Origin of the sequence: Mannheimia granulomatis, assembly GCF_013377255.1 — a bacterium.
Taxonomy (GTDB): Bacteria; Pseudomonadota; Gammaproteobacteria; order Enterobacterales; family Pasteurellaceae; genus Mannheimia; species Mannheimia granulomatis.
Map to the genome: position 1 here is coordinate 1,664,075 of NZ_CP016614.1, position 22,396 is coordinate 1,686,470.

Genomic DNA, 22,396 nt, shown 5'->3' on the forward strand with positions numbered 1-22,396 from the left:
TATACAAGCGGTCGTTTTTGCAAAAAATTTTGCAAAAATTACCGCTTGTTAAAAGATATTAATCACGTTTTTTGCTTAACAGCCACCAAACGACAATTAAGCAAAGCAAACTTGGAATCAGGGCACCAATCGGCACGGGTAGCCAAGTGGCAATTAAACTTAAGTTGCCAAACACAATATTGGCAACGTAGAACATAAAACCGGCGACGATACCGATCACTATCTTCGCTCCCATCGTGCTACTACGAAGCGGTCCGAAGATAAAGGAGATCGCAAGCAACATCATCACCGCCATTGAGATCGGCTGGAAAATCTTACGCCAGAAGGTAATTTCAAAACGCTTTGAATCTTGTCCGGTATCTTTTAAGAAACCAACATAATCCGCTAATCCCGAGATAGAAAGCGATTCCGGTTTAAGTGAAACAATACCTAACTTACTTGGTGTAAGGCTGGTTTGCCAAATTTGATCCGGCTGTTTTGCCTGCTCAATTTGATTATCACCTACTTGCGACTTTTCCACTTTTGAAAGCATCCAACCTTTGCCATCGTCATATTTTGCCGATCCTGCTTTTAGCACTGATTGTAACTCACGTTTTTGCTCACCTTCACCAAATTCGTAAATAAGAATATTGCTCAGACTTTTCTCATTATTGATACGTTTGATATAGATAAAAGAATTATCGTCTTTCGCCCAAAAACCGTCTTTAGTTGCGATCATTGAACCGCCACTTTGTGCCACAGAACGCATATTACGAGCAAATTGCTCTGTTTGCGGCACGCCCCACTCACCGATAATCATGGTAAAAATCACAAGGGGTAACGCGGTTTTCATTACCGCTAAACCAATGCGAAAACGGGAAAAACCGGAAGCCTGCATAACAACCAATTCACTACGGCTGGCAAGATTACCTAAGCCAAGTAATGAACCTAATAAAGCAGCAATCGGGAAAAAGGTTTCGATATCTCGGGGGATGGTCAAAAAAGTGTAATAGGCTGCTTTTAAACCATCATAAGAACCACGCCCGACATCACGAAATTCTTCTACAAATTTAATGATCGCACCAAGCCCCACAAGCATAAATAGGGTTAAGAAAATAGCAGATAAAATCGTTTTGCCGATATAGCGTTCTAAAATATTCATTGAGAAAAGTTTCATTATGCGACCGCCTTATTGGTAAAAGATTTAGCACTAAAACGATAACGTAATTTCGACATAAATTTACTATCCCAAACATTGAGCAAAATGCCTAACAGCAAAAATGCAATTGATACTGCCGGCATTAAAATCTCAGGATTCACTTTGCCTAAAGCACCGGAAGATTTCAACGAGCTTTGTAGTAAGAAATAGATTAAATAAAGCAATAGTGCCGGTAATAATTTAGCAAAACGCCCTTGGCGAGGGTTAACACTACTCATCGGCACGGCTAATAATGCCATCAGCGGTACAGCAAAAATCAAGGCTAAACGCCAATGCAATTCTGCTTTTGCCTCAGGGGTTTTACTTTCCATTAATTGGGTAAAACTGGCACGCTGAACTAATTTTTCATCAGAATTAACATCTTGATAGCCTAAATAAGCAGAATAATGCTCAAAATGTGAAATACGGAAATCCGCACTTTGAGGCGTCCCTTCAAAGCGTTTACTCTCTGAAAGGGTCAGCACTTGATCTCCGTTAGGTAAACCTTGTAACGTCCCTGTTTCAGCAACTACAACCGATGGCTTGTTTTTTTTCTGTTGTTCAGGTTGGAAAACATAAATATCGTTTAAGTTATTATTTTTAATATTATCAATAAATAAAACATAGCCACCGGCAGACATAAATTGTCCGGCAGAAAGAGCTGCAAAGCGAGGGTTTGCTTTTGCCTCTGCTAAGATTTCACTTTGCTTATTAATTGCCCATGGAGTAAGCCAAAAAACGTTATATACCGCCAGTGCGGTGGTAAAAATAGACAAAAACATCGCGGCTTTCACCAATAAACCTTGTCCAATACCGCAAGCGCGCATAACCGTAATTTCGCTTTCCGCATAAAAACGCCCCAACGTTAATAGTAAGGCAATAAAAAGCGATAACGGCAGCATTAATTGTGCCATAGTCGGCATACCTAAACCTAATAGGCTAACCACTAAATCTGCCGGTACTTTACCACTGACCGCAGAACTTAACACTCTGACTAATTGTTGACAGAAGAATATCAATAATAGGATAAACAATATCGCTACTTGGCTTTTAAATATCTCTTTGGTTAAATATCGACTTAAAATCACGGTTTTTATCTCTATTATGTTTAAAAATCCTAAAAATCGAATAGATACAAGCGGTCTTTTTTTCCAAATATTTTGCAAAATCCACTAAATCTATGCTTATATGAACTGGTAATGATACCTTTTTTACGCTAAAAAATCACGCGTTGAAAATAATAACGCACGGATTCAACCGTGCGCTTTTATCACTCTGTTTTCATTTTTTCTTCTGCGTTTTAGATTGAACAGCATGAACTTCAAGAATTAATTTCTTGCCTTGCTCGTTTTCTATTTCTATTTTAGCCGGCGGATTGCTGTTTTGATGCAAAATTGCAACAATATTTTCGCCTTGTGCCATCTCTTCAAACTGCCCTGTTACTTTAAATTTTGCTGCTTCAATATCGCTTTCAAAAATCAAAAATGTACCGAGTGGCGTTACCCGAATATTTTTTAGCCCCAAATTCTCTTTGCTCACCGTTTTATATTGAGGTGCTTTTTTATTTTTAACTGCCGCTAAAGATGCTTTATCTGTCGCAATATTAAAAATTTCTTGTAATCGGTTTGAGCTCGCATTATTAGCTGGGGCATTTGAAGCAATCTCTGTTTTCTCCTCTGAGCTTTCAAACACAATATCGCCCACAAACTGCTCTCCTTGCGTTGGAGCCTTTATTAAAGGCTCTCCACCTTTGGCAGAGATAACAATAAAAAGACGACTACCAATTTTTTCAAAACGAATATCCGCATCAGATAACTGATTTTCAATCTGCTCTTGAATCATTTTAATCGCTGTTTCATTCTCATTTTGGATGACGACTTTACGATTAATATCAATATCATAGGCAATAAAACCGACTTTCAGACGCTGAGATAACTGTTGAAGCAAATTTCCAACACTGCCTTCGTAAGATAGACGTACTTTTGCCTGCTCATAACGTGTAATGTTCGCCTCTTCATTTGCAACAGCTAATGTGTGCATAAATAATCCGGCTATGCCGATAATCAGGCTCTTTCTAAACAACCGTTTCATGTTCTCTCCACTCTTCCATTCGGTATCAAAATCCCCTGCTAGTATAAAGTAAGCAGCCCTACAAACAAGTCAAATCGCCTTTTTTGACAACAAAATTTAGCAAAATTTCAACCTTAAACAATAATCTGTTTAAAATTTATATTTAAGGGTATATTTTCCGCTATAACTACTTGTAATTTAACTCATTAATCGTTAAGTTAACCGCAATTTTAGCTCACTTAAAAGGAGATAATAATGGAATTTAGTGTAAAAAACGGCAGTGTAGAAAAACAACGAACAGCATGCTTGGTCGTTGGAGTCTATGAACCAAGACGCTTGTCTTCCTCTGCAGAACAACTTGACAAATTAAGTCAAGGCTATATCAGCGCCTTACTCAGACGAGGTGATTTAGAAGGCAAGGCAGGCCAAACTCTCTTATTACACAATGTGCCGAATGTACCCGCTGATAGAGTGTTATTAGTCGGCTGCGGTAAAGAACGAGAATTAACCGAACGTCAATATAAACAAATTATCCAAAAAACCGTTCAAGCAATTAATGAAACCGGCTCAATGGAAATGGTCTGTTTTTTAACAGAATTACATGTTAAAGCCAGAACGCCTTATTGGAATGTGCGATTTGCCGTTGAGGCTATTCAAGAAAACCAATATGCCTATAACGATTTCAAAAGCATCAAGCCGGAAGTGCGCCGTGAGTTACGCCGCGTAATTTTTAATGTTGCCCATCGCAAAGATTTAGCCGATGCAGAACGAGCATTAGAACACGGCAAAGCTGTTGCATTAGGCATCACAAGTGCTAAAAATGTAGCAAATTGTCCACCTAATGTTTGCAATCCAAAATATTTATCCCAATTAGCTCAAGGCTTAGCGGAGGAATATGAAGCTATATCAACAACTATTATTAATGAAGCAGAAATGGCGACATTGGGAATGAACGCCTATTTAGCGGTTTCTCGAGCTTCGGAAAATGAGGCATTCTTGGCAGTCATTGAATATAAAGGTAGCCCAAATCCTCAAGATAAGCCGATAGTGCTGGTTGGAAAAGGCTTAACTTTCGACTCAGGTGGTTTATCTATCAAGCCGGCTGAAGCAATGGACGAAATGAAATATGATATGTGCGGTGCAGCAAGTGTTTACGGCACAATGAAAGCGGTTGCTGAAATGAAATTACCGCTTAATGTCATTGGACTTTTAGCCGGTTGTGAAAATGCAGTAGATGGTAAAGCTTACCGCCCGGGCGATATTCTTACTACGATGTCCGGCTTAACAGTTGAAGTGTTAAATACCGATGCAGAAGGACGTTTGGTACTATGCGATACTCTTACCTATGTTGAGCGTTTTGAGCCGGAATTAGTTATTGATATTGCCACTTTAACAGGCGCTTGTATGATTGCTCTTGGTAATCATAACAGCGGTTTGATGAGTACCTCTAATAGCTTGGCAAATGAATTATTACATGCAGCAGATCAATCTGATGACAAAGCATGGCGTTTGCCTCTTGGCGAGGAATACCAAGAGCAGCTTAAATCGAACTTTGCTGATTTAGCCAACATCGGCGGGCGTTTAGGTGGGGCGATTACCGCAGGACAATTCTTATCTAACTTCACCAAAAAATATACCTGGGCACATCTTGATATCGCAGGTACTGCTTGGAAATCAGGTGCAGCCAAAGGGGCAACAGGTCGCCCGGTTTCTTTATTGACTCAGTTCTTAATCAATAAAGCTCAAGCTTAACTGATAATAAGCGGTTAAAATTTGCAAATTTTTTGCTAAATTTAACCGCTTGTATTCAATTGACTCTCCTTATTTATCAACGCTAGCACATCTATAAACAATTTTTTAAATAAAGGCGGAACGGAATGTTCACTTCGATTTCGCATTTCATTAGATAAAGCAATCGCTAAATCGGGCTTTGATGTCTGTTGGATAGCTCGTTTAATAATATAAGATATCGGAAATTTTTCTTGTGAGCGCCAATTTGCTAAACGGACAAATACATTGCGTAACCCCGCTTTATAGAAGAAATGTTCAATATCCTTTTGTGGCAAAGTAGTCAAGCGCTTAGAAAAATCTTCGTCCATACTTTTAACTGTTTCTGTATAACGCTTCCCTGCCTCATCACCATCGGTTAAAACATACCATTCAATCCCCATTGCTCTTGCATATTTGATAAGCGGACGTAGCCCACATTGGGCAAATTCGACAATTTTGATACCTTCCATTTCCAAATTAATCTCAAGCAATCTTGCCAGCTCGCTTAGAATCCATACTTCTGTTTCGCCTTCTACTAAAATCCACGCTCGAGCAAATAAAACCAAGCCGCGGTTATGATGAATATGGAAGGTCAATTTCCGCAAATCATCTCTACCAAGATGGCTTCTATCTAAAAGATAAGCCTGAGTATGATCTTGATAGCGAACCAGACGGCAAATTTCTTTTAAAGGCACTTGAGAAACCACCTCCATTGAATTGGTTGTGGTAATACGTTGGCTTGGTAACAAGCTTAGCAATTCCCAAAAAATCGCGATCATTCTAGGGTGTAATTGAGCATTAAGATCTTCAAATAGGATAATCGGCTTATCTATGCTATTAGCTTCTTGATTGAACAAAAATAATGCTGAAATATGGTGTTGAACTTTCTCTCTTAGGATCTCATTCTGCTTAAGACGCAAACATAGCGATTTCACCTTTTCCCACCATAAGCTGGTATCTTGCATACCGGTTTTCATCAAAGTACGACTTTGAGCCGTTAGAAAATAATATTTCAAAAGCGAGGAAAGTGCACTTAGCTCTCGTTGAAACTCATCTTGATTCTCATAGTGACTCTGTAGAAGTAGCTCATCATGTACCCGCTTATTCAAACGTGCATCACGTAGGCGGTAAACCGAATGTTGCCGAATAAAACGCTTAATAAGTTTTTCAGATTGATTAAGTGAAATCGGTTTTAAATGGTGATCGACAAAATGATATTCAGTTATCACACTATCTTTGGTTAATTTACCGCTGACTTTTAGCGACAATTGCCGCAACTGCTCATTTAAAGAAAAAAAGAACGAGAGATAAGGAGAAAATCTTTCCGATAAATGCTCATCTACCTGTTCTTCAGAAAAAGTAAACACAAGTTCAATATCTTGCACTTGCTTAGGCGTTTGAGAATATTGGATATGAAAATCTTTAAAAGTAAACTGATATAACTCATTTTCAAGATTAAAAATCAGGCTAAGGGCATCAATTAAGCTTGATTTTCCCCATGCATTCTCACCAATTAATACCATATTGGGAAGTAAAGGGAGAGATAAGCGATTAATACCACGAAAACCTGAAATTTCAATCTGCTTTAAATACATAAATCTGTCTCTATCAGCTTAATTTTTTATAATTTCGTAGCATGGTTGATAAGCGTCTCCTGTCGGTATCTTCATACGATGCTGAACGATAAAATTTTCTAGCAGCTGATCAATACTCTCCATTAAAGCCTTATCACCGTGCAATTTAAATACACCGTATTTTTCAATTAAGTCTGAAGTTTCCGGCTTAATATTCCCTGCTACAATGCCGGAAAAAGCACGACGTAAATTCGCTGCTAACTTCTCTGAAGGCTGATTTAGACTCAAGTCCAAATTCGCCATATTCTCATGAGTTGGAATAAACGGCTTGATAAAATCTTCTTCAATCTTTAACGACCAATTAAAACTGTAAGCATCGCCACTTTCATAACGGCTATTTTTAACTTCATACATAGATTGTTTCACTTTACGTGCAACCAAAACCGGATCATCAATAATGATTTCATACAAACTACGAGCTTCCTCACCCAATACCTTGCCAATAAATTTATCAATAGCGTAAAAATATTCTGCCGACTCCTTCGGGGCTGTTAAGATAAGCGGTAATTTTTGTGCATGATTCGCCGGATTTAATTTAATACCGATAATATAAAGTAATTCTTCCAACGTACCCGGACCACCCGGAAAAACTACAATCGCATGTCCCAAACGCACAAAGGCTTCTAAGCGTTTTTCAATATCCGGCATAATCACCAATTCATTAACAATCGGGTTAGGTGGCTCAGAAGCAATAATCGATGGCTCAGTAATCCCAATAAAACGCCCATTTTTATAACGCTGATTAGCATGGCCGATTGCCGCTCCTTTCATCGGAGCTTCCATCACCCCAGCACCACAGCCGGTCACAATATTAAGTTCACGCAAGCCAAATTCTTGCCCTACTGCGCGGCAATATTGGTATTCGATTTCATTGATAGAATGGCCGCCCCAGCACACAACTAAATTTGGATCAGTATTCATTTCAATCGCTTTTGCATTACGCAAAATTGAAAATACCGTATTGGTTGTTAAAGTCTCCAAAGAGGTTTCTTCAAACGGTCGGATCGTATTTTTCAACGCATTAACAAACACAATATCCCTTAACACCGCAAAAAGATGGTATTGAATATTTAAGATCATCTTGCCATCAACAAAGGCACTTTCCGGTGGGTTATGTAACTCCAGCGATACGCCTTTTTCACGAGTGAGTAGGCGGATTTCAAAATCAGGATACTGATTTAACAAGGCTCGACTGTCATCCGTATGAGCTCCTGAATTCAGGACTGCTAATGAGCAATTACGATAAAGTTGATATAAATTCCCTTGCGTATTTTTTGCCAATAATTGCATTTCCAAATGGGAAAGCTGCTCCATACTACCTTTCGGGTTTACTCTGTGTACTGCCATTTTCGCTCCTTTTTTGCAAGATATTCTTCAAATAAGACCGCTTGTTACTTCAATAGTTTATCAATTACACGGCTAACCGCAAAAAAACCGAAAGTTGCAGTGACCATTGTTACCGCACCAAAGCCGTTGGCACAATTCATTGTAGCGGAAATTTCACAACCCTCCCCCATTTTCGGGAAAATTAATTGCTGAGTAGATGAAACACATTCCACACCAAATTTACTTTTATTGCTAAATCCATACTCTTTACGCAATAAGGCACGAACCATTGCCGCCAGAGGATCTTGCACGGTTTTGCTTAAATCGGTAATCCGAATTTGTGTTGGGTCAGTCTGCCCTCCGGCCCCGCCGGTAGTAATTAATTTGATTTTATTACGCTTACAGTAAGCAATTAAAGCCGCCTTAGTTTTCACCGAGTCAATCGCATCAATTACATAATCATAGTCACGATTAAGGTAGTCCGGAATATTTTCAGGGGTGATAAAATCATCAATAATCTCCACCGCACATTCAGGGTTAATTCGCTCAATGCGTTCTTTCATTGCCTCGGTTTTCAGCTGAGCCACCGTGCCACTCATTGCATGAATTTGGCGATTGATGTTGGTCACACAAATATCATCCATATCAATCATGGTAATTTTTCCGATGCCCGAACGAACCAAAGCTTCTACCGCCCAAGACCCCACGCCACCAATGCCAATTACACAAATATGCGAACGGCGTAGCTTTTCCAGCCCCTCAGGCGTATAAAGGCGACCAATGCCACCAAAGCGCTGTTCGTAGTTGTCGATTCTCTCTGCCATTTTAAACGTTCCCATTTTTAATATTTTCCAACTCTTCCCAACGCTCAAAGGCTTGCTCTAACGCGAGTTCTGTATCCGCAAGCTGCTGTAATTTCGCTTGAGTGTAAGCCTGATCTTTAGCAAAGAAATCAGCACTGTTTACCTCGGTTTGCAGAGCTTCAATTTCGGCTTCTAAGGCTTCCATTTTTGCAGGCAACTCATCCAGCTCACGTTGGTCTTTGTAAGAAAGCTTGACCTTTTTCGCTTCATTTTTTGGCTTTTCTTGCTTCGGTTGTTCTGCTGCAAGCGGTTCTTTTTTAGCGGAATTTTGCAAATTATCTGCACGGGTAGCGTGGTAATTATCTTGCTGCTGTTTCGCATCAAAATAGCCGCCGATATATTTATTCAGCACGCCGTTGCCTTCAAAGAAGTAGCACTCTTCCACCGTGTTATCAATAAATTGACGGTCGTGGCTCACCACCAGCAACGTGCCTTGATAATCGGCAAGCATCTCTTCCAACAGCTCTAGCGTTTCCACATCCAAATCATTGGTCGGTTCGTCCAGAATCAATAAATTATTCGGTTTCAGCAATAATTTTGCCAATAACAAACGGTTACGTTCCCCACCCGACAAGGCTTTCACCGGGGTCATCGCCCGTTTCGGTGGGAAGAGGAAATCTTGCAGATAGCCCAACACATGGCGTTTCACGCCATTAACTTCCACATCTTGTTTGCCATCAGCCACGTTATCCATTACGGTTTTTTCTAAATCCAACTCAGCACGGTACTGGTCGAAATAGGCAACCTCTAATTTTGTACCGCAGCGAATTGAACCAGAAGTTGGCTGTAATTCGCCTAACAAGAGCTTAATGAAAGTCGTTTTACCACAACCGTTCGGACCAACTAAAGCAATTTTATCGCCACGTTGAATCGTTGCTGTAAAGTTTTTGAGCAACGTTTTGCCCTCAATTTCATAACTTGCATTTTCAAGCTCAAACACAATTTTGCCGGAGCGTGCAGTTTGGTCGAGCTGAATTTTCGCAGTACCTTGCACCTCACGGCGGTTACGGCGTTCTTCCCGCAAGGCTTTTAACGCACGCACACGCCCTTCATTACGCGTACGGCGAGCCTTAATGCCTTGGCGAATCCAAACTTCTTCTTGGGCGAGTTTCTTGTCAAACAACTCATTTTGTAAAGCTTCAACCCGTAAATCTTCGGCTTTTTCTGCCAAATATTGATCGTAATTGCTCGGATAAGAAACCAATTTGCCGCGGTCTAAATCCACAATACGGGTCGCCATTTTGCGGATAAACGAACGGTCGTGGGAAATAAAGATGATCGAGCCTTTAAAATTGAGCAATAAATCTTCAAGCCACGTGATCGCTTCCACATCCAAGTGGTTAGTCGGCTCGTCTAATAATAAAATATCCGGATCAGCCACTAAGGCACGAGCAAGAGCGGCACGGCGAACCCAACCTCCCGATAATTCGCATAGGCGTTTTTCAGGATCAAGCTCCAATAATTTCAAGGTGTCTTGAATCCGATTTTCAAACTGCCAGCCGTTGTTATGTTCTAATTGGGCTTGAATATGGGACAATTTTGCCAACAACTCATCGCTGTAATTGGTCAGCATTTGCTGCGAAATGTGGTGATATTGCTTTAAAAGATCACTTAAATGGGCGATACCTTCCGCTACATAGTCAAACACCGTATCTTGAATATGACGAGGTGGGTCTTGCTCAAGACGAGCCACCACAATATCTTTTTCAAAAATTAACTTGCCGTCATCAAGCTGCACTTCGCCGGCAAGCACTTTCATTAAAGTTGATTTGCCCGCCCCGTTGCGCCCGACCAAGCAAACCCGCTCGCCCGGCTCAATGTGTAATTCGGTGTGATCTAATAAAGGATGATCGCCAAAGCCTAAATAGGCGTTGGATAAATTAAGTAATGCCATAGTTTTCTATATCAGAATGATGTTACAAATTTTAAATTGCTTGATTATAAAAGAAGGATGGGACATAACCCATATATACTTTAAGATAAAAATCCGCCAATCCCTTTAAACTTCTCTACAAAAGCCACGATTTTCTGAAAAACCGTCTGTTTTTTAGTCTTATATTGTGGATTTAACGGGCTCATTTTAGGTAGAAGATCATTTAAATCTGTCCCATTTTCGCTAGCATATTCTCGTTTGAGAGAGGTCATTATATACCGTTTTGCTGCATCTATATTTAAACTTTCGCTATCAATTAAGCTATCCGCTTCTCTTTTTTGCTCTTGCTGAGCAAAGCGGAAAAATTCATCAATGATAGTTGCTTTATCAGGAATTTTATCTAAATCGGTTTGATGGATAAAATCAACAACCAGACTTTCTTTTGCTCGATTATCAATGCTCGCACGAATTGTTCGGCGAATTTCTTCAATCAATGCTGGTTTGTTTTTGAGTTTCTTATTATGTTCAAAGATCAACTCTAAAATATAATCTAAATTGATCTCTTGGGATTTTAATAGATCGACTTCAAAAACGACATCGCTCCAATCAATTTGAGATTTTTCCGCATTGCCGTTTTGAGTTTGTTTCCTTTTCCATTCACGAACATCGTTATAGGCAGAACGATAATCTTGTAGCTGCCTATCAGATAAAATCACATTATTGTTCGGAAGATATAGGCCTTCAGGCTCTTTCAATGCATTGTCTGGATATGTGGTGTTTTTTAATACGTAAAATTCATCGTAATTATGCAACACATTTTCCAAACGCAGATACTCGCTAAATAGTTTGGTAAAGGCTTTTTTATCTTCCTCGGTGTCAAGCTGAGTCGGATCTGGGAATGTCATTTGTAGTGCCTTAACAACCTCTCGATAACCTCGATGATAATTTCCATTAGTATCTTGATAACCGTCCATATATTCTTTGAAACTACGCTCTAATACGATATTTCGAGTATTTGTATTCCCAAACAAAGTAATGGCATCTATCGTATCTTGCTCTAAATTACGGAAAGTGACAATATTCCCGAATGGCTTTGTTGCATCATAAATACGGTTTGTACGGGAAAAGGCTTGTATTAAACCGTGATAACGTAGATTTTTATCCACAAATAACGTATTCAGTTTAGGGGCATCGAAACCGGTTAAAAACATGCCGACTACAATCAATAAATCCACTTCTTGATTTTTAACTCTCATCGCCAAATCACGGTAGTAATTTTGGAATTCTTTGCTTTCTACTCCATAATTGGTTTTAAATAACTGATTGTAATCATTGATTGCCGATGTCAAAAATTCTTTTGCTGAGCTATTCATTGCCGTTGGCTCAAAGGTTTCATCAACAATTTCACCTATCGCATTTTGTTCTTCATTGGCGGCAAACGAGAAAATCGTTGCAATTTTTAACGGATTTTGTACCGCTTGTTGTTGAATTTTGAACTGCTCGTAATAGGCTTTTGCCGCATCAACGGAACTTACCGCAAACATTGCATTAAAGCCTTTGCCGGTGGTATTTAAGCGGTGTGTTTTTTGATTAAAATGGGTCAAAATATATTGGGTAATTTCCTCAATCCTTTTGGGGTGCAATAAGGCTTCTTTGGTTTCAAGTGCGGTCAGTTTTTCCGGATTTTTTTCTGTTTCAATATCTTGGAATTTCGGGCGAACATTATTGTAATCTACCTTAAATTTCAGCACTTTTTCATCACGAATTGCATCGGTAATCACATAGGAATGTAATTGTGAACCAAATACAGTTGCTGTTGTTTCCGCCCCTAATGCATTATCGGCAAAAATCGGCGTACCAGTAAATCCAAACTGGCAGAATTTTTTAAACTTTTTCTTTAAATTCTTTTGGGCCTCGCCAAATTGAGATCGATGACACTCATCAAAAATAAAGACGACCGGTTGAGAATAAATTGCCAAATCATTTTCAGATTTCATTAAATTATTGAGTTTCTGAATTGTGGTGACAATAATTTTATTGTCATCTTTTTCAAGATTACGTTTTAAACCTAATGTACTTTCCGAACCATTTACACTATCAGGGGAAAAACGTTGATACTCTTTCATTGTTTGGTAATCCAGATCTTTTCTATCTACTACGAAGAACACTTTATCTATAAAATCCAATTCGGTGGCAAGACGTGCCGCTTTAAAGCTGGTGAGCGTTTTACCTGAACCTGTGGTATGCCAAATATAACCTCCGCTTTCTAAGTTTCCCCAATTTTTAGTTAAATGGGTATTTTGGATTTTCCATAAAATCCGCTCGGTTGCCGCAATTTGATACGGGCGCATAATCAATAATGTGTTGCTTACATCAAAAACCGAATAATTGATCAACACATTAAGTAGAGTATTTTTTTGGAAAAACGTAGCAGTGAAATCTTTTAAATCCTTAATCAGCGTATTATCTGATTTTGCCCAGTTCATCGTAAAATCAAAACTGTTTTTATCTCGCTTAGTGGTGTTGGCAAAATAACGGGTATCTGTGCCGTTAGAAATAACAAAAACTTGCAGAAATTTAAACAGTGAATTTTCTGAATTGAAACTCTCTTTGCTATAACGATGAATTTGGTTAAAGGCTTCTCGAATGGCTACGCCACGCTTTTTCAACTCAATTTGGACTAACGGCAAGCCATTCACAAGAATAGTCACATCATAGCGATTAAGATATTCACCTTTTTGTTCAAATTGATTGATAACTTGCACTTTATTACGAGCAATCTCTTTTTTATCTAACAAATAGATATTTTGAATCCGCCCATTATCAAACACAAAATCATAGATATGATCTTGATGAATTTTTCGGGTTTTCTCGATAATACTTTCTGAGGATTTATCGAGATATTCATCAACAAAACGTTTCCATTCCGAATCTAAAAAACGCACATTATTTAATTTTTCCAACTGCTCACGCACATTCATTAGCAATTTTTCTTGGCTATTTAAATCAGGGCGATATTCATAACCTTGAAACTGCAAATCGGCGATCAGCTCTTGCTCTAAATCGGCTTCGGTTTGATAAGAACTTGGCTTCTCGATTGTTTCATATTTATCTAAAACGATGAAATTATTGGTTTCTGTGATGGGAGTTGTTTCAAGGTTCATTATTTACATCCTTCCAATAGCTATAATTATCAATTAAATGATTTAATAAATAGACTACAATATTCTTTTCAGCTTCTGTTGGCTCTGCCACTTCATCGTCGGTTAATGTTGAATGGCTAAATCGATTAACTTGTCTAGTATATAACTCTTTCTCATCTGGCAACAATTCAGACCATTTTGCATAACCCAAAAAGTTAGCAGTTTTTTCATAAAGATTTCGTAACAAAGTAAAGTGATACTTTTGAATCTCTCTATTTATAATAGCCTCTTCAATAGTCTTCTTTAAAAATAAATGATAAGAAAATGCTTTATTGGAATCTCCTTTTTTCTCATCTAGCTCAAAACTGCCATCATCATGCTTTTTAAGAAAATAACCATTTTTTAAACCTAATTCATTATATAAAACATTATAAAACAATGTGTTATGCGTAGAGATTACAAATTTTAAACCACTTACAGACTTAGTTAAATCTGCTAAATCAATTGCTAATTGTATTAGATGATTTTCATCTAATGAGCTAACTGGATCATCTATAAAAATATACTGCAACTTATTAAAATCTTGAGTGGAACGATCACTCTCGTCCATTTTCAACTCTTCGATTACTGATTTAAGTAGCGAGTAAAAAACACTCCATACAAAATTACTTTCTTCTCCTTTTGAAATTTTAATATTATCTTCTACTTCATCATTACCTCTAGTAAAAGAAAAGGTAACTTCATTAAAGTCCTCGCTAAATTTTGGTGTCAGTTTATCATTGGTATAGCGTTGAAAATGAGTAATAATATTTTGGTCTTGAGCCTGATCTTTTAATACCCAGTTGGTGAAACTATTTGGCTGAATTTTCAACTTAGGCTGACTATCTTCATTTAAATCATTATCCCAATAAAACAGATCTTCAGTAAATGCGTTATAGTAAAGAATGTCATTTCTTGCAAATTCACTATGATTCTTGGGGGAAACTAATTCTTTAAATGCTCTTGAAAGCCTTGTTTTACCTGAACCATTAAACGCGTAAATGAGTTGAACTTTCTGCTGTTTGTCCCTTAGCATTGTTGCAATTTCAGTCAAATCTTTACTCATAATCTTACTACCTTATTATTTAGGAAAATCCAACAACTGCTCCCGATAATACTCATACTGTTTCCGTCTTAACGCAATTTCTTTCGGTAATCCTTCGCTGATAGAATTAGTCAAGCGATCGAATTTATCTAAAATTTTGACAATTTTTTGTTGTTCTGTTAATGAAGGAACAGGAATCTCATATTTCAAAAAATTATTTGAATTAAGGCGAATGACTTTTGTTCCTTGTGCATATTTTTCTTTATATTTTGCAAAACGTTCTGTTTGCAATAAATAGGTAAGATATTTTGTTTCTAAATCATTATTAGGTCTAAATGCAAACATATCACCTGAAAAAACTATTTCATCGCCTAACCAACCTAATGGTTTCATTACATCTTCAATGTTTTCACTTGTCCCCGCAATTAACACATCGCCTTTTCTGGCTTTTTTGAGTTTTTTGGCTAATTCAACAGAAACAAAAGACTTCGTTTTATCTGCAAAAGTACTATAATAAGTATAAATCTGCCCATAATGAATTGCAGGTACTCCACTTTCAGTAAAATCTTTTTTCTGTAATCCATTTCCACGAATTAACTCACCAACTTCCCCCAAAGCCTTAAACACCACTTGACCACTGTGGTACAAGGCTTTGGTGATGTCATTATACCCCCCCCTATCTAAATCTTGCGGGAATGTCAATAGGGTTTCTCGGTAATATTGATATTGTTTTTTCCGCAGTGCTAATTCAGCTTCCAGCGTAGCTTCCAGCTCAGTGAATTTGTCAAGTGTTTTTACAATTTTTTCTTGGGTTGAGAGTGGGGGGATTGGGATTATTATTTTAGCTAATTCCTTCATTGGAACACTTTTAACCGTACCTCCAGCAGATTTACTTAAAAAATCTTTTCTAATGAAATCTATTTCAAAAAGATATAAAAGGAATTTAGGCAAAATTATATTCTTCTTTGGTTTTATGGCATAAACTCCTTCTTTGATATTCCAATTCCTAGGTTCTTTGTCAATCAGTGCTACATTTCCAATAGTCCCTGTTCCAGAAAATAAAATATCTCCAATTTCTAAATTAGAACGGTTATTACATAATTTCAACGCTTCATCATTTAATTTATCAGTTTTATCAGTAAAAATGATTTTATGATTTTGTAATTCTCTAATTGTTACATAGTAATTAGTTGCATCAGGTGTATTTAATGTAAAAAATTGTCTTGGATTTAAACCTGTTTTTATCGAATGACAAACTTCCCCCAAAGGCTTCCACTCAACCTCAGCCCCATTTAATAATTTCTCAATAATTTGATTACTCATTTTGCAAATTTTCCTGATTTTTATACCGCTTGTTTTAGATTGTGGCGAATGTAATTCACCCCTACGATGATAACCTTTGATAAAATTTCAACCGTTTTTCAAGTCTTGACAATTTAAATTATTGACCTTTTGATCCATTTCAGTATAATGACCCCCAATAACTCCCCTAGCTTTGCCAACCCACGAGGTTGGAACTACAAGGTTGGGGGCTTTCTTTTTAGGCTTTCTGCCATAATTTCCACTGACTCAAATCTGTCACAATACCCATTTGTTGTAAATTAATCGCATCATTTTCAACATTGGGAAATTCTTCCAAAAGTGCCAAAAATCTTGCTCCCCAAGTTGAATTTGGGCAAATCACATCTAACATACGCTTCATTAAACAAAAATAGACAAAAGGCTGAGCAACATTAAGCTGTTTCCATTGTGCATCTTGTAAGCCTTTCAGATTTGCTTTGAAAATAATCGGCTTATTCCACAAGCGGCTATGATGAGCGGAGACATTTCGGATAAAATTAAAAGCGTGCAAATGCGTTTGTAAATGTTTCCCGTCTTTTAAGTGATAAATTTTGGCAATGCGGTCTTTATCTTTCGATAACATTCCCTTGTAAAGCATCGACATTGTGCCGAAATCCCATACTTCGCTGGCTGCCCAAATCGGTAAATCGCCATAATGTTCTAAATGATGCTTAACAAAACTACTTTCTGATTCTCTATTGATTAGATTTTGATATTTATCTAACCATTTTTGATGTTCAAAGTGCGGTTCAAAATACTGTGATTTTTGATGAACTAATGGTTCATATTTACCTAATTCATAGGCAATACTCACTCTTAAAGCAATTTCAATACGTTCTAAAGCATCAAGTGCTAACTGTCTGAGCTTTTTGTCAAAAATATACAATGCTTTTACATCTTCAAAACGGCTATTAGGAATAAACTGATCTAGCCGATTTTTAGGATTGCCTGGATCTATTTGTCGAAAAGAATACAGATACCCACTTAGCCGATAATAACCAAGACTTTTCAAGTAGCCTAAAGCTTTCTTTTCGTCATTAATCAATAGCCCTCTTTCTTGTAAAAGATCGAGTTGTTCATTAAAACTTTTCCAAAGTTTCTGCTGCTTCATATTTATAATTATTTGCAAATTTTTCTGATTTTTATACCGCTTGTTTTTATGTCTTAGGGCGAATATGATTCGCTGCTACGATGATAATCCTGATTTTGGGAATATTTATCTATTTTTGTAGGGGCGGATTATATCCGCCCTCTAATCATTTATCCGTTTTCAATCTCCGCCACTATTTCATCAATTTCCCTCCGCAAGCGGTCAATTTTTGCCACCGTTTCACTAATTTCGGCATTGAGTTCAGTAATGTTAATCACTTCTCGGGTATCTTTTTGTTCGACATAAGAGCTTACCGCAAGATTGTACTCATTATCCGCAATTTTGCGATTATCGACTGATTTTGCTAAATGATCCACATCGGCTTTATCAGAAAAAAGTTGGAGAATTTCAGCAATATGCTCATCGGTTAGTACATTATTGTTGGTTTCTTTCTTAAACAGTTCGCTTGCATCAATAAACTGGGTTTTTGTATCAGTTTTATGCTTGGAAAGCACTAAAATATTCGTTGCAATACTTGTGCCAAAGAAAAGATTTGGCGGTAGTGCAATTACGGTTTCTACAACATTTTGCTCAATGAGATATTGACGAATTTTTTGCTCTGCACCGCTACGATAGAAAATACCGGGGAAAGTGACAATCGCAGCACGCCCTTTTGCTGAAAGATAATTTAAGGCGTGCAGAATAAAGGCAAAATCGGCTTTGGATTTCGGTGCGAGAATACCCGCCGGTGCAAAACGCTCATCATTAATTAATGTTGGGTCATCAGAACCAATCCATTTAATCGAATAAGGCGGATTAGATACAATCGCATCAAAAGGTTTATCATCTTTTAATTTTGGGTTGATCAGCGTATCGCCCAATTCAATATGGAATTTGTCATAATTGATATTATGCAAAAACATATTCATACGAGCGAGGTTGTAGGTGGTATGATTGATCTCTTGCCCAAAGAAGCCTTCTTCAATCACGTGATCATCAAATTGTTTTTTCGCTTGTAGTAATAACGAGCCAGAACCACAAGCCGGATCATAAATTTTATTAACAGTAGTTTGTCCATATAAAGCTAGTTGTGCAATCAATTTAGACACATTTTGCGGAGTGAAAAACTCTCCACCAGATTTACCAGCATTTGCTGCATAGTTTGAAATCAGAAACTCATAAGCATCACCAAACAAATCAATTTGATTATCTTCAAAACGACCAAAATCGAGTTCCGCTACGCCTTTTAATACCGCAGCAAGACGTTTACTTTTTTCACTGACACTACTGCCCAATTTACTTGATCTTGTATCAAAATCAGCAAATAAGCCTTTAATATCTTGTTCCGATGGATAACCTACAGCAGAACTTTCAATAGCCTCAAAAATCTCAGCCAATTCAGTATTGAGTGCCTGATTTTGGTGTGCAGTTTTTGCTACATTTTTAAATAACTGACTTGGATAAATAAAATAGCCTTTGGTTTTAATCGCATCTTCTTTAATGCCAAATGCATCAATTTCTTCATCGGAATAGGTAGAATAATCAACACTTTCATCACCGTTAGCGATATATTCTGCAAAATTTTCACTAATAAATCGGTAAAACAATGTGCCTAATACATATTGCTTAAAATCCCAACCATCTACCGCTCCACGAACTTCGTTTGCAATTCGCCAGATTTGACGCTGGAGTTCTGCTCTTTGTTGAATAGTTGCCATTTATTTGTTCCTAATATTACTCGTATACTAAAGCGGTCGAATTTCCCCAAATTTTTGCACATTGTTTATTTGCAAAATTCTCTGAAAAAACGACCGCTTGTTTGAGTGAGATTATTCTTCTGTTGATGTTTCTACATTTTCCGCGTTTTCAACTGCTTCGATGTTTTCATCATCTTCTTCAGGCTCGCACACTCGTTCTAAACTCACAACATGTTCATCTTCTGCGGTACGAATAATGCGAACGCCTTGGGTATTTCGTCCAACTAGGCTGACTTCAGCAACCCTTGTGCGAACTAGTGTGCCGGCATCGGTAATCAGCATAATTTGGTCGGTATCAAACACCTGAACTGCCGCAACCACTTTACCATTACGTTCATTCACTTTGATAGAAACCACACCTTTTGTTGCACGAGATTTCACCGGATATTCGCCAATGACGGTACGTTTACCGTAGCCGTTTTGGGTGACAGTTAAAATATCGCCTTCGGTGCGAGGAATGACCAATGAAACCACGCGGTCGGTGTCTAGGCTCACGCTGGTTGAATCTTCCGCTTCCTCATTTTCAATTTCGATGATTTCTGCGTCTTCAATTTCATCACTTGAAATTTCGGTAGTAGCAAGTTTGATACCACGTACACCTGTTGCGGTACGGCCCATTGCACGCACGGCTTTTTCTGCAAAGCGAACCACTCGACCTTGTGCCGAGAACAACATAATTTCGCTTTCGCCGTCTGTGATGTCCACACCGATTAATTCATCGCCTTCGCGAAGTTTTAATGCAATTAGACCGCTTGATCTGACGTTGCTGAATGCATCTAACGAAACTTTTTTCACCACACCACTTGCGGTTGCCATAAAGATAAATTTATCTGCTGAGAATTCGCCGTTTGGAATCGGGAGAATCGCGGTAATGCGTTCGTTTTCTTCTTTCACTAACGGCAGAATATTCACAATCGGCGTACCACGTGCACCGCGGCTGGCTTGCGGTAATTGATACACTTTTAACTGATATAAACGACCGCGGCTTGAGAAGCAGAGGATCGTATCATGAGTGTTGGCCACCAATAGTTTTTCGATAAAGTCGTCTTCTTTCATTTTCGTTGCAGACTTACCTTTACCACCACGGCGTTGAGCTTCGTAGTCAGATAACGGTTGATATTTCACATAGCCTGCGTGAGAAAGTGTTACTACCACATCTTCTTGGGCAATTAAATCTTCAATGTTAATGTCGCCAGAGGCTGCGGTAATTTCAGTACGACGTTCATCGTTAAAGGTCGCCTTAACCAGCTCTAATTCCTCACGAATTACTTCCATTAAACGCTCAGCACTGTTTAAAATACGCAATAATTCGCCAATTTCAGTGAGTAACTCTTTGTATTCTTCAACGATTTTTTCGTGTTCTAAGCCTGTTAAACGGTGTAAACGTAATTCCAAAATCGCACGGGCTTGGGCTTCTGATAAATAATATTGACCATCACGTACGCCTAAGTTTTCCGGTAAATCTTCCGGACGAGAGGCATCCACCCCTGCGGCTTCTAACATTGGGGCAACATTTCCTAATGCCCAAGGGCGAGCTAATAAGCCTTCACGCGCTTCTTCAGCCGTTTTTGAGGCACGGATTAATTCAATAACAGGATCAATATTCGCTAATGCAATCGCTAAACCTTCTAAAATATGTGCACGTTCACGCGCTTTGCGTAATTCAAAAATCGTACGGCGAGTAACGACTTCGCGGCGGTGTTTCACAAAGGCTTCGATAATTTGCTGTAAATTCAACACTTTTGGCTGACCGTTATCAAGGGCAACCATGTTGATACCAAAGGTGACTTGCATTTGGGTTAAAGAATAAAGGTGATTTAACACCACTTCGCCCACTGCATCACGTTTGATTTCAATAACAATTGAGATACCTTTTTTGTCCGAATAATCATCAATTTTACTAATGCCTTCGATTTTCTTATCTTTTACAAGCTCGGCAATTTTTTCGATGAGTTTGGCTTTATTCACTTGGTACGGCAGCTCGGTAACCACAATTTGCTCACGGCCTTTATCGGTAGTTTCCACACTTGCTTTCGCACGCACATAAACTTTACCACGACCGGTACGATAAGCTTCTTCAATCCCTTTGCGACCATTGATAATTGCTCCCGTTGGGAAATCCGGCCCCGGAATGTATTGCATTAACTCTTCAACACTAATATTTTCATTATCAATGTATGCCAAGCAGCCATCCAGCACTTCGCCTAAATTGTGAGGCGGAATATTGGTTGCCATACCCACTGCAATCCCGGAAGAACCGTTTACCAATAAGGCAGGAATTTTGGTTGGAAGTACGTCAGGAATCATCTCTTTGCCATCGTAGTTTGGCGAGAAATCCACTGTCTCTTTATCAAGATCGGTTAATAATTCCTGCGTAATTTTTTGCATACGCACTTCGGTATAACGCATTGCCGCCGGTGCATCACCGTCAATTGAGCCAAAGTTACCCTGCCCGTCAACTAACATATAACGTAATGAGAACGGTTGTGCCATACGCACAATAGTGTCATACACCGCAGAGTCACCATGCGGGTGATATTTACCGATAACATCACCCACCACACGGGCTGATTTTACGTGTGGTTTATTATAGGTATTGCTATTTTGATCCATTGAAAATAGTACACGGCGATGAACCGGCTTTAAACCGTCACGCACATCAGGCAATGCACGCCCAACGATAACCGACATGGCATAGTCAAGGTAAGAGGTTTTTAATTCGTCCTCAATACTTACGGGGATAATATCTTTGGCTAATTCGCTCATTGAAATTTCCTAATTTTATTGGTAAAAGAGCCTTAAACCGCTATGGTTAAATCAGGCGAAAAATTGTCGTAAGTATAGCATAAAAAGCAACAAAAAGGGGGAACAAGCGGTTATTTTTCGGTAAAACGCGGTTTTGCCGGCATTCTTAACGCAATTCGCTCACGATTTGTAGCTAATGCGGTTTCAGTCGGCTCATAATCAAGCCAAAGTGAGGAATCTTCCGGCAAGTTCTCAGCCCAGAAATATTGCACATTAAAGCCTCTTGCCAAGCACTCTTCATGCAGTAAATCGTAACGTTTTTTCAAAAAAGCGAGTTTATTGAAGAAAAAACGAACATGTCCTTCGCCTAATTTATAATCTTCCGGCTGACCTTTTAAGCTGAACTTACCTTTCGCCACCGCATTAGGGACACGAGTAAGTTCGCGGTGTTCCGCCAATAAATGTTGATCGCACAATTCCGCGGGCGGAACAAGGTTAATTCGAGTCATTGTGATTTTCCTTT

Annotated in this window: 15 protein-coding genes; 1 reads left to right on the plus strand and 14 read right to left on the minus strand. The window is 38.5% G+C overall.

Features of this window, described 5'->3' with window-relative positions; genetic code table 11:
• Window positions 1-58: 58 nt before the first annotated feature.
• The 3 genes from lptG to A6B41_RS07730 form a co-directional block, all read right to left on the minus strand.
• The gene (gene lptG, locus A6B41_RS07720; RefSeq protein ID WP_027074216.1) at window positions 59-1,156 is read right to left on the minus strand and encodes an LPS export ABC transporter permease LptG; all 1,098 of its coding nucleotides are present in this window, start codon (window positions 1,154-1,156) and stop codon (window positions 59-61) included.
• Entirely contained in the window at window positions 1,156-2,265 is a 1,110-nt protein-coding gene (lptF, locus tag A6B41_RS07725) for an LPS export ABC transporter permease LptF (protein ID WP_027074215.1), read from the minus strand. Before lptF ends, lptG begins: the two co-directional genes overlap by 1 nt.
• A gap of 193 nt (window positions 2,266-2,458) precedes the next feature.
• Entirely contained in the window at window positions 2,459-3,268 is an 810-nt protein-coding gene (locus A6B41_RS07730) for a hypothetical protein (protein WP_027074214.1), read from the minus strand.
• 234 nt (window positions 3,269-3,502) lie between these two features.
• Between A6B41_RS07730 and pepA the strand changes: the two genes are divergently transcribed.
• On the plus strand, window positions 3,503-4,999 hold the full coding sequence (pepA, locus tag A6B41_RS07735; RefSeq protein ID WP_027074213.1) for a leucyl aminopeptidase: 1,497 nt from the start codon (window positions 3,503-3,505) through the stop codon (window positions 4,997-4,999).
• A gap of 41 nt (window positions 5,000-5,040) precedes the next feature.
• On the opposite strand, the gene A6B41_RS07740 is transcribed toward pepA, so the two are convergent.
• From A6B41_RS07740 to A6B41_RS07790, 11 genes are all read right to left on the minus strand, one after another.
• Window positions 5,041-6,612 (minus strand): DUF2813 domain-containing protein, encoded by a 1,572-nt coding sequence (locus A6B41_RS07740; protein ID WP_027074212.1) that lies wholly within the window; start codon window positions 6,610-6,612, stop codon window positions 5,041-5,043.
• Window positions 6,613-6,630: 18 nt separating this feature from the next.
• Window positions 6,631-7,998, minus strand: coding sequence for a nucleotide 5'-monophosphate nucleosidase PpnN (gene ppnN / locus A6B41_RS07745; protein ID WP_027074211.1), 1,368 nt, complete (start codon window positions 7,996-7,998; stop codon window positions 6,631-6,633).
• 44 nt (window positions 7,999-8,042) lie between these two features.
• A complete protein-coding gene (tcdA, locus tag A6B41_RS07750) occupies window positions 8,043-8,801 on the minus strand; it encodes a tRNA cyclic N6-threonylcarbamoyladenosine(37) synthase TcdA (protein WP_027074210.1) in 759 nt (252 codons plus the stop codon).
• A 1-nt stretch (window position 8,802) separates the two neighbouring features.
• Window positions 8,803-10,734, minus strand: a complete 1,932-nt coding sequence (locus tag A6B41_RS07755) for an ABC transporter ATP-binding protein (protein ID WP_027074209.1) — start codon at window positions 10,732-10,734, stop codon at window positions 8,803-8,805.
• Between the two features lie 80 nt (window positions 10,735-10,814).
• The gene (locus tag A6B41_RS07760; RefSeq protein ID WP_027074208.1) at window positions 10,815-13,877 is read right to left on the minus strand and encodes a type I restriction endonuclease subunit R; all 3,063 of its coding nucleotides are present in this window, start codon (window positions 13,875-13,877) and stop codon (window positions 10,815-10,817) included.
• A complete protein-coding gene (locus A6B41_RS07765) occupies window positions 13,867-14,961 on the minus strand; it encodes an ATP-binding protein (RefSeq protein WP_027074207.1) in 1,095 nt (364 codons plus the stop codon). Before A6B41_RS07765 ends, A6B41_RS07760 begins: the two co-directional genes overlap by 11 nt.
• Window positions 14,962-14,976: 15 nt before the next feature.
• Window positions 14,977-16,263, minus strand: a complete 1,287-nt coding sequence (locus A6B41_RS07770; RefSeq protein ID WP_027074206.1) for a restriction endonuclease subunit S — start codon at window positions 16,261-16,263, stop codon at window positions 14,977-14,979.
• A 217-nt stretch (window positions 16,264-16,480) separates the two neighbouring features.
• Window positions 16,481-17,392, minus strand: a complete 912-nt coding sequence (locus A6B41_RS07775) for an Abi family protein (RefSeq protein ID WP_027074205.1) — start codon at window positions 17,390-17,392, stop codon at window positions 16,481-16,483.
• A gap of 149 nt (window positions 17,393-17,541) precedes the next feature.
• Window positions 17,542-19,089, minus strand: coding sequence for a type I restriction-modification system subunit M (locus A6B41_RS07780; RefSeq protein ID WP_027074204.1), 1,548 nt, complete (start codon window positions 19,087-19,089; stop codon window positions 17,542-17,544).
• A gap of 111 nt (window positions 19,090-19,200) precedes the next feature.
• Entirely contained in the window at window positions 19,201-21,894 is a 2,694-nt protein-coding gene (gene gyrA / locus A6B41_RS07785) for a DNA topoisomerase (ATP-hydrolyzing) subunit A (protein ID WP_027074203.1), read from the minus strand.
• A gap of 110 nt (window positions 21,895-22,004) precedes the next feature.
• On the minus strand, window positions 22,005-22,382 hold the full coding sequence (locus tag A6B41_RS07790; RefSeq protein ID WP_027074202.1) for a pyrimidine dimer DNA glycosylase/endonuclease V: 378 nt from the start codon (window positions 22,380-22,382) through the stop codon (window positions 22,005-22,007).
• Between the last annotated feature and the right edge of the window lie 14 nt (window positions 22,383-22,396).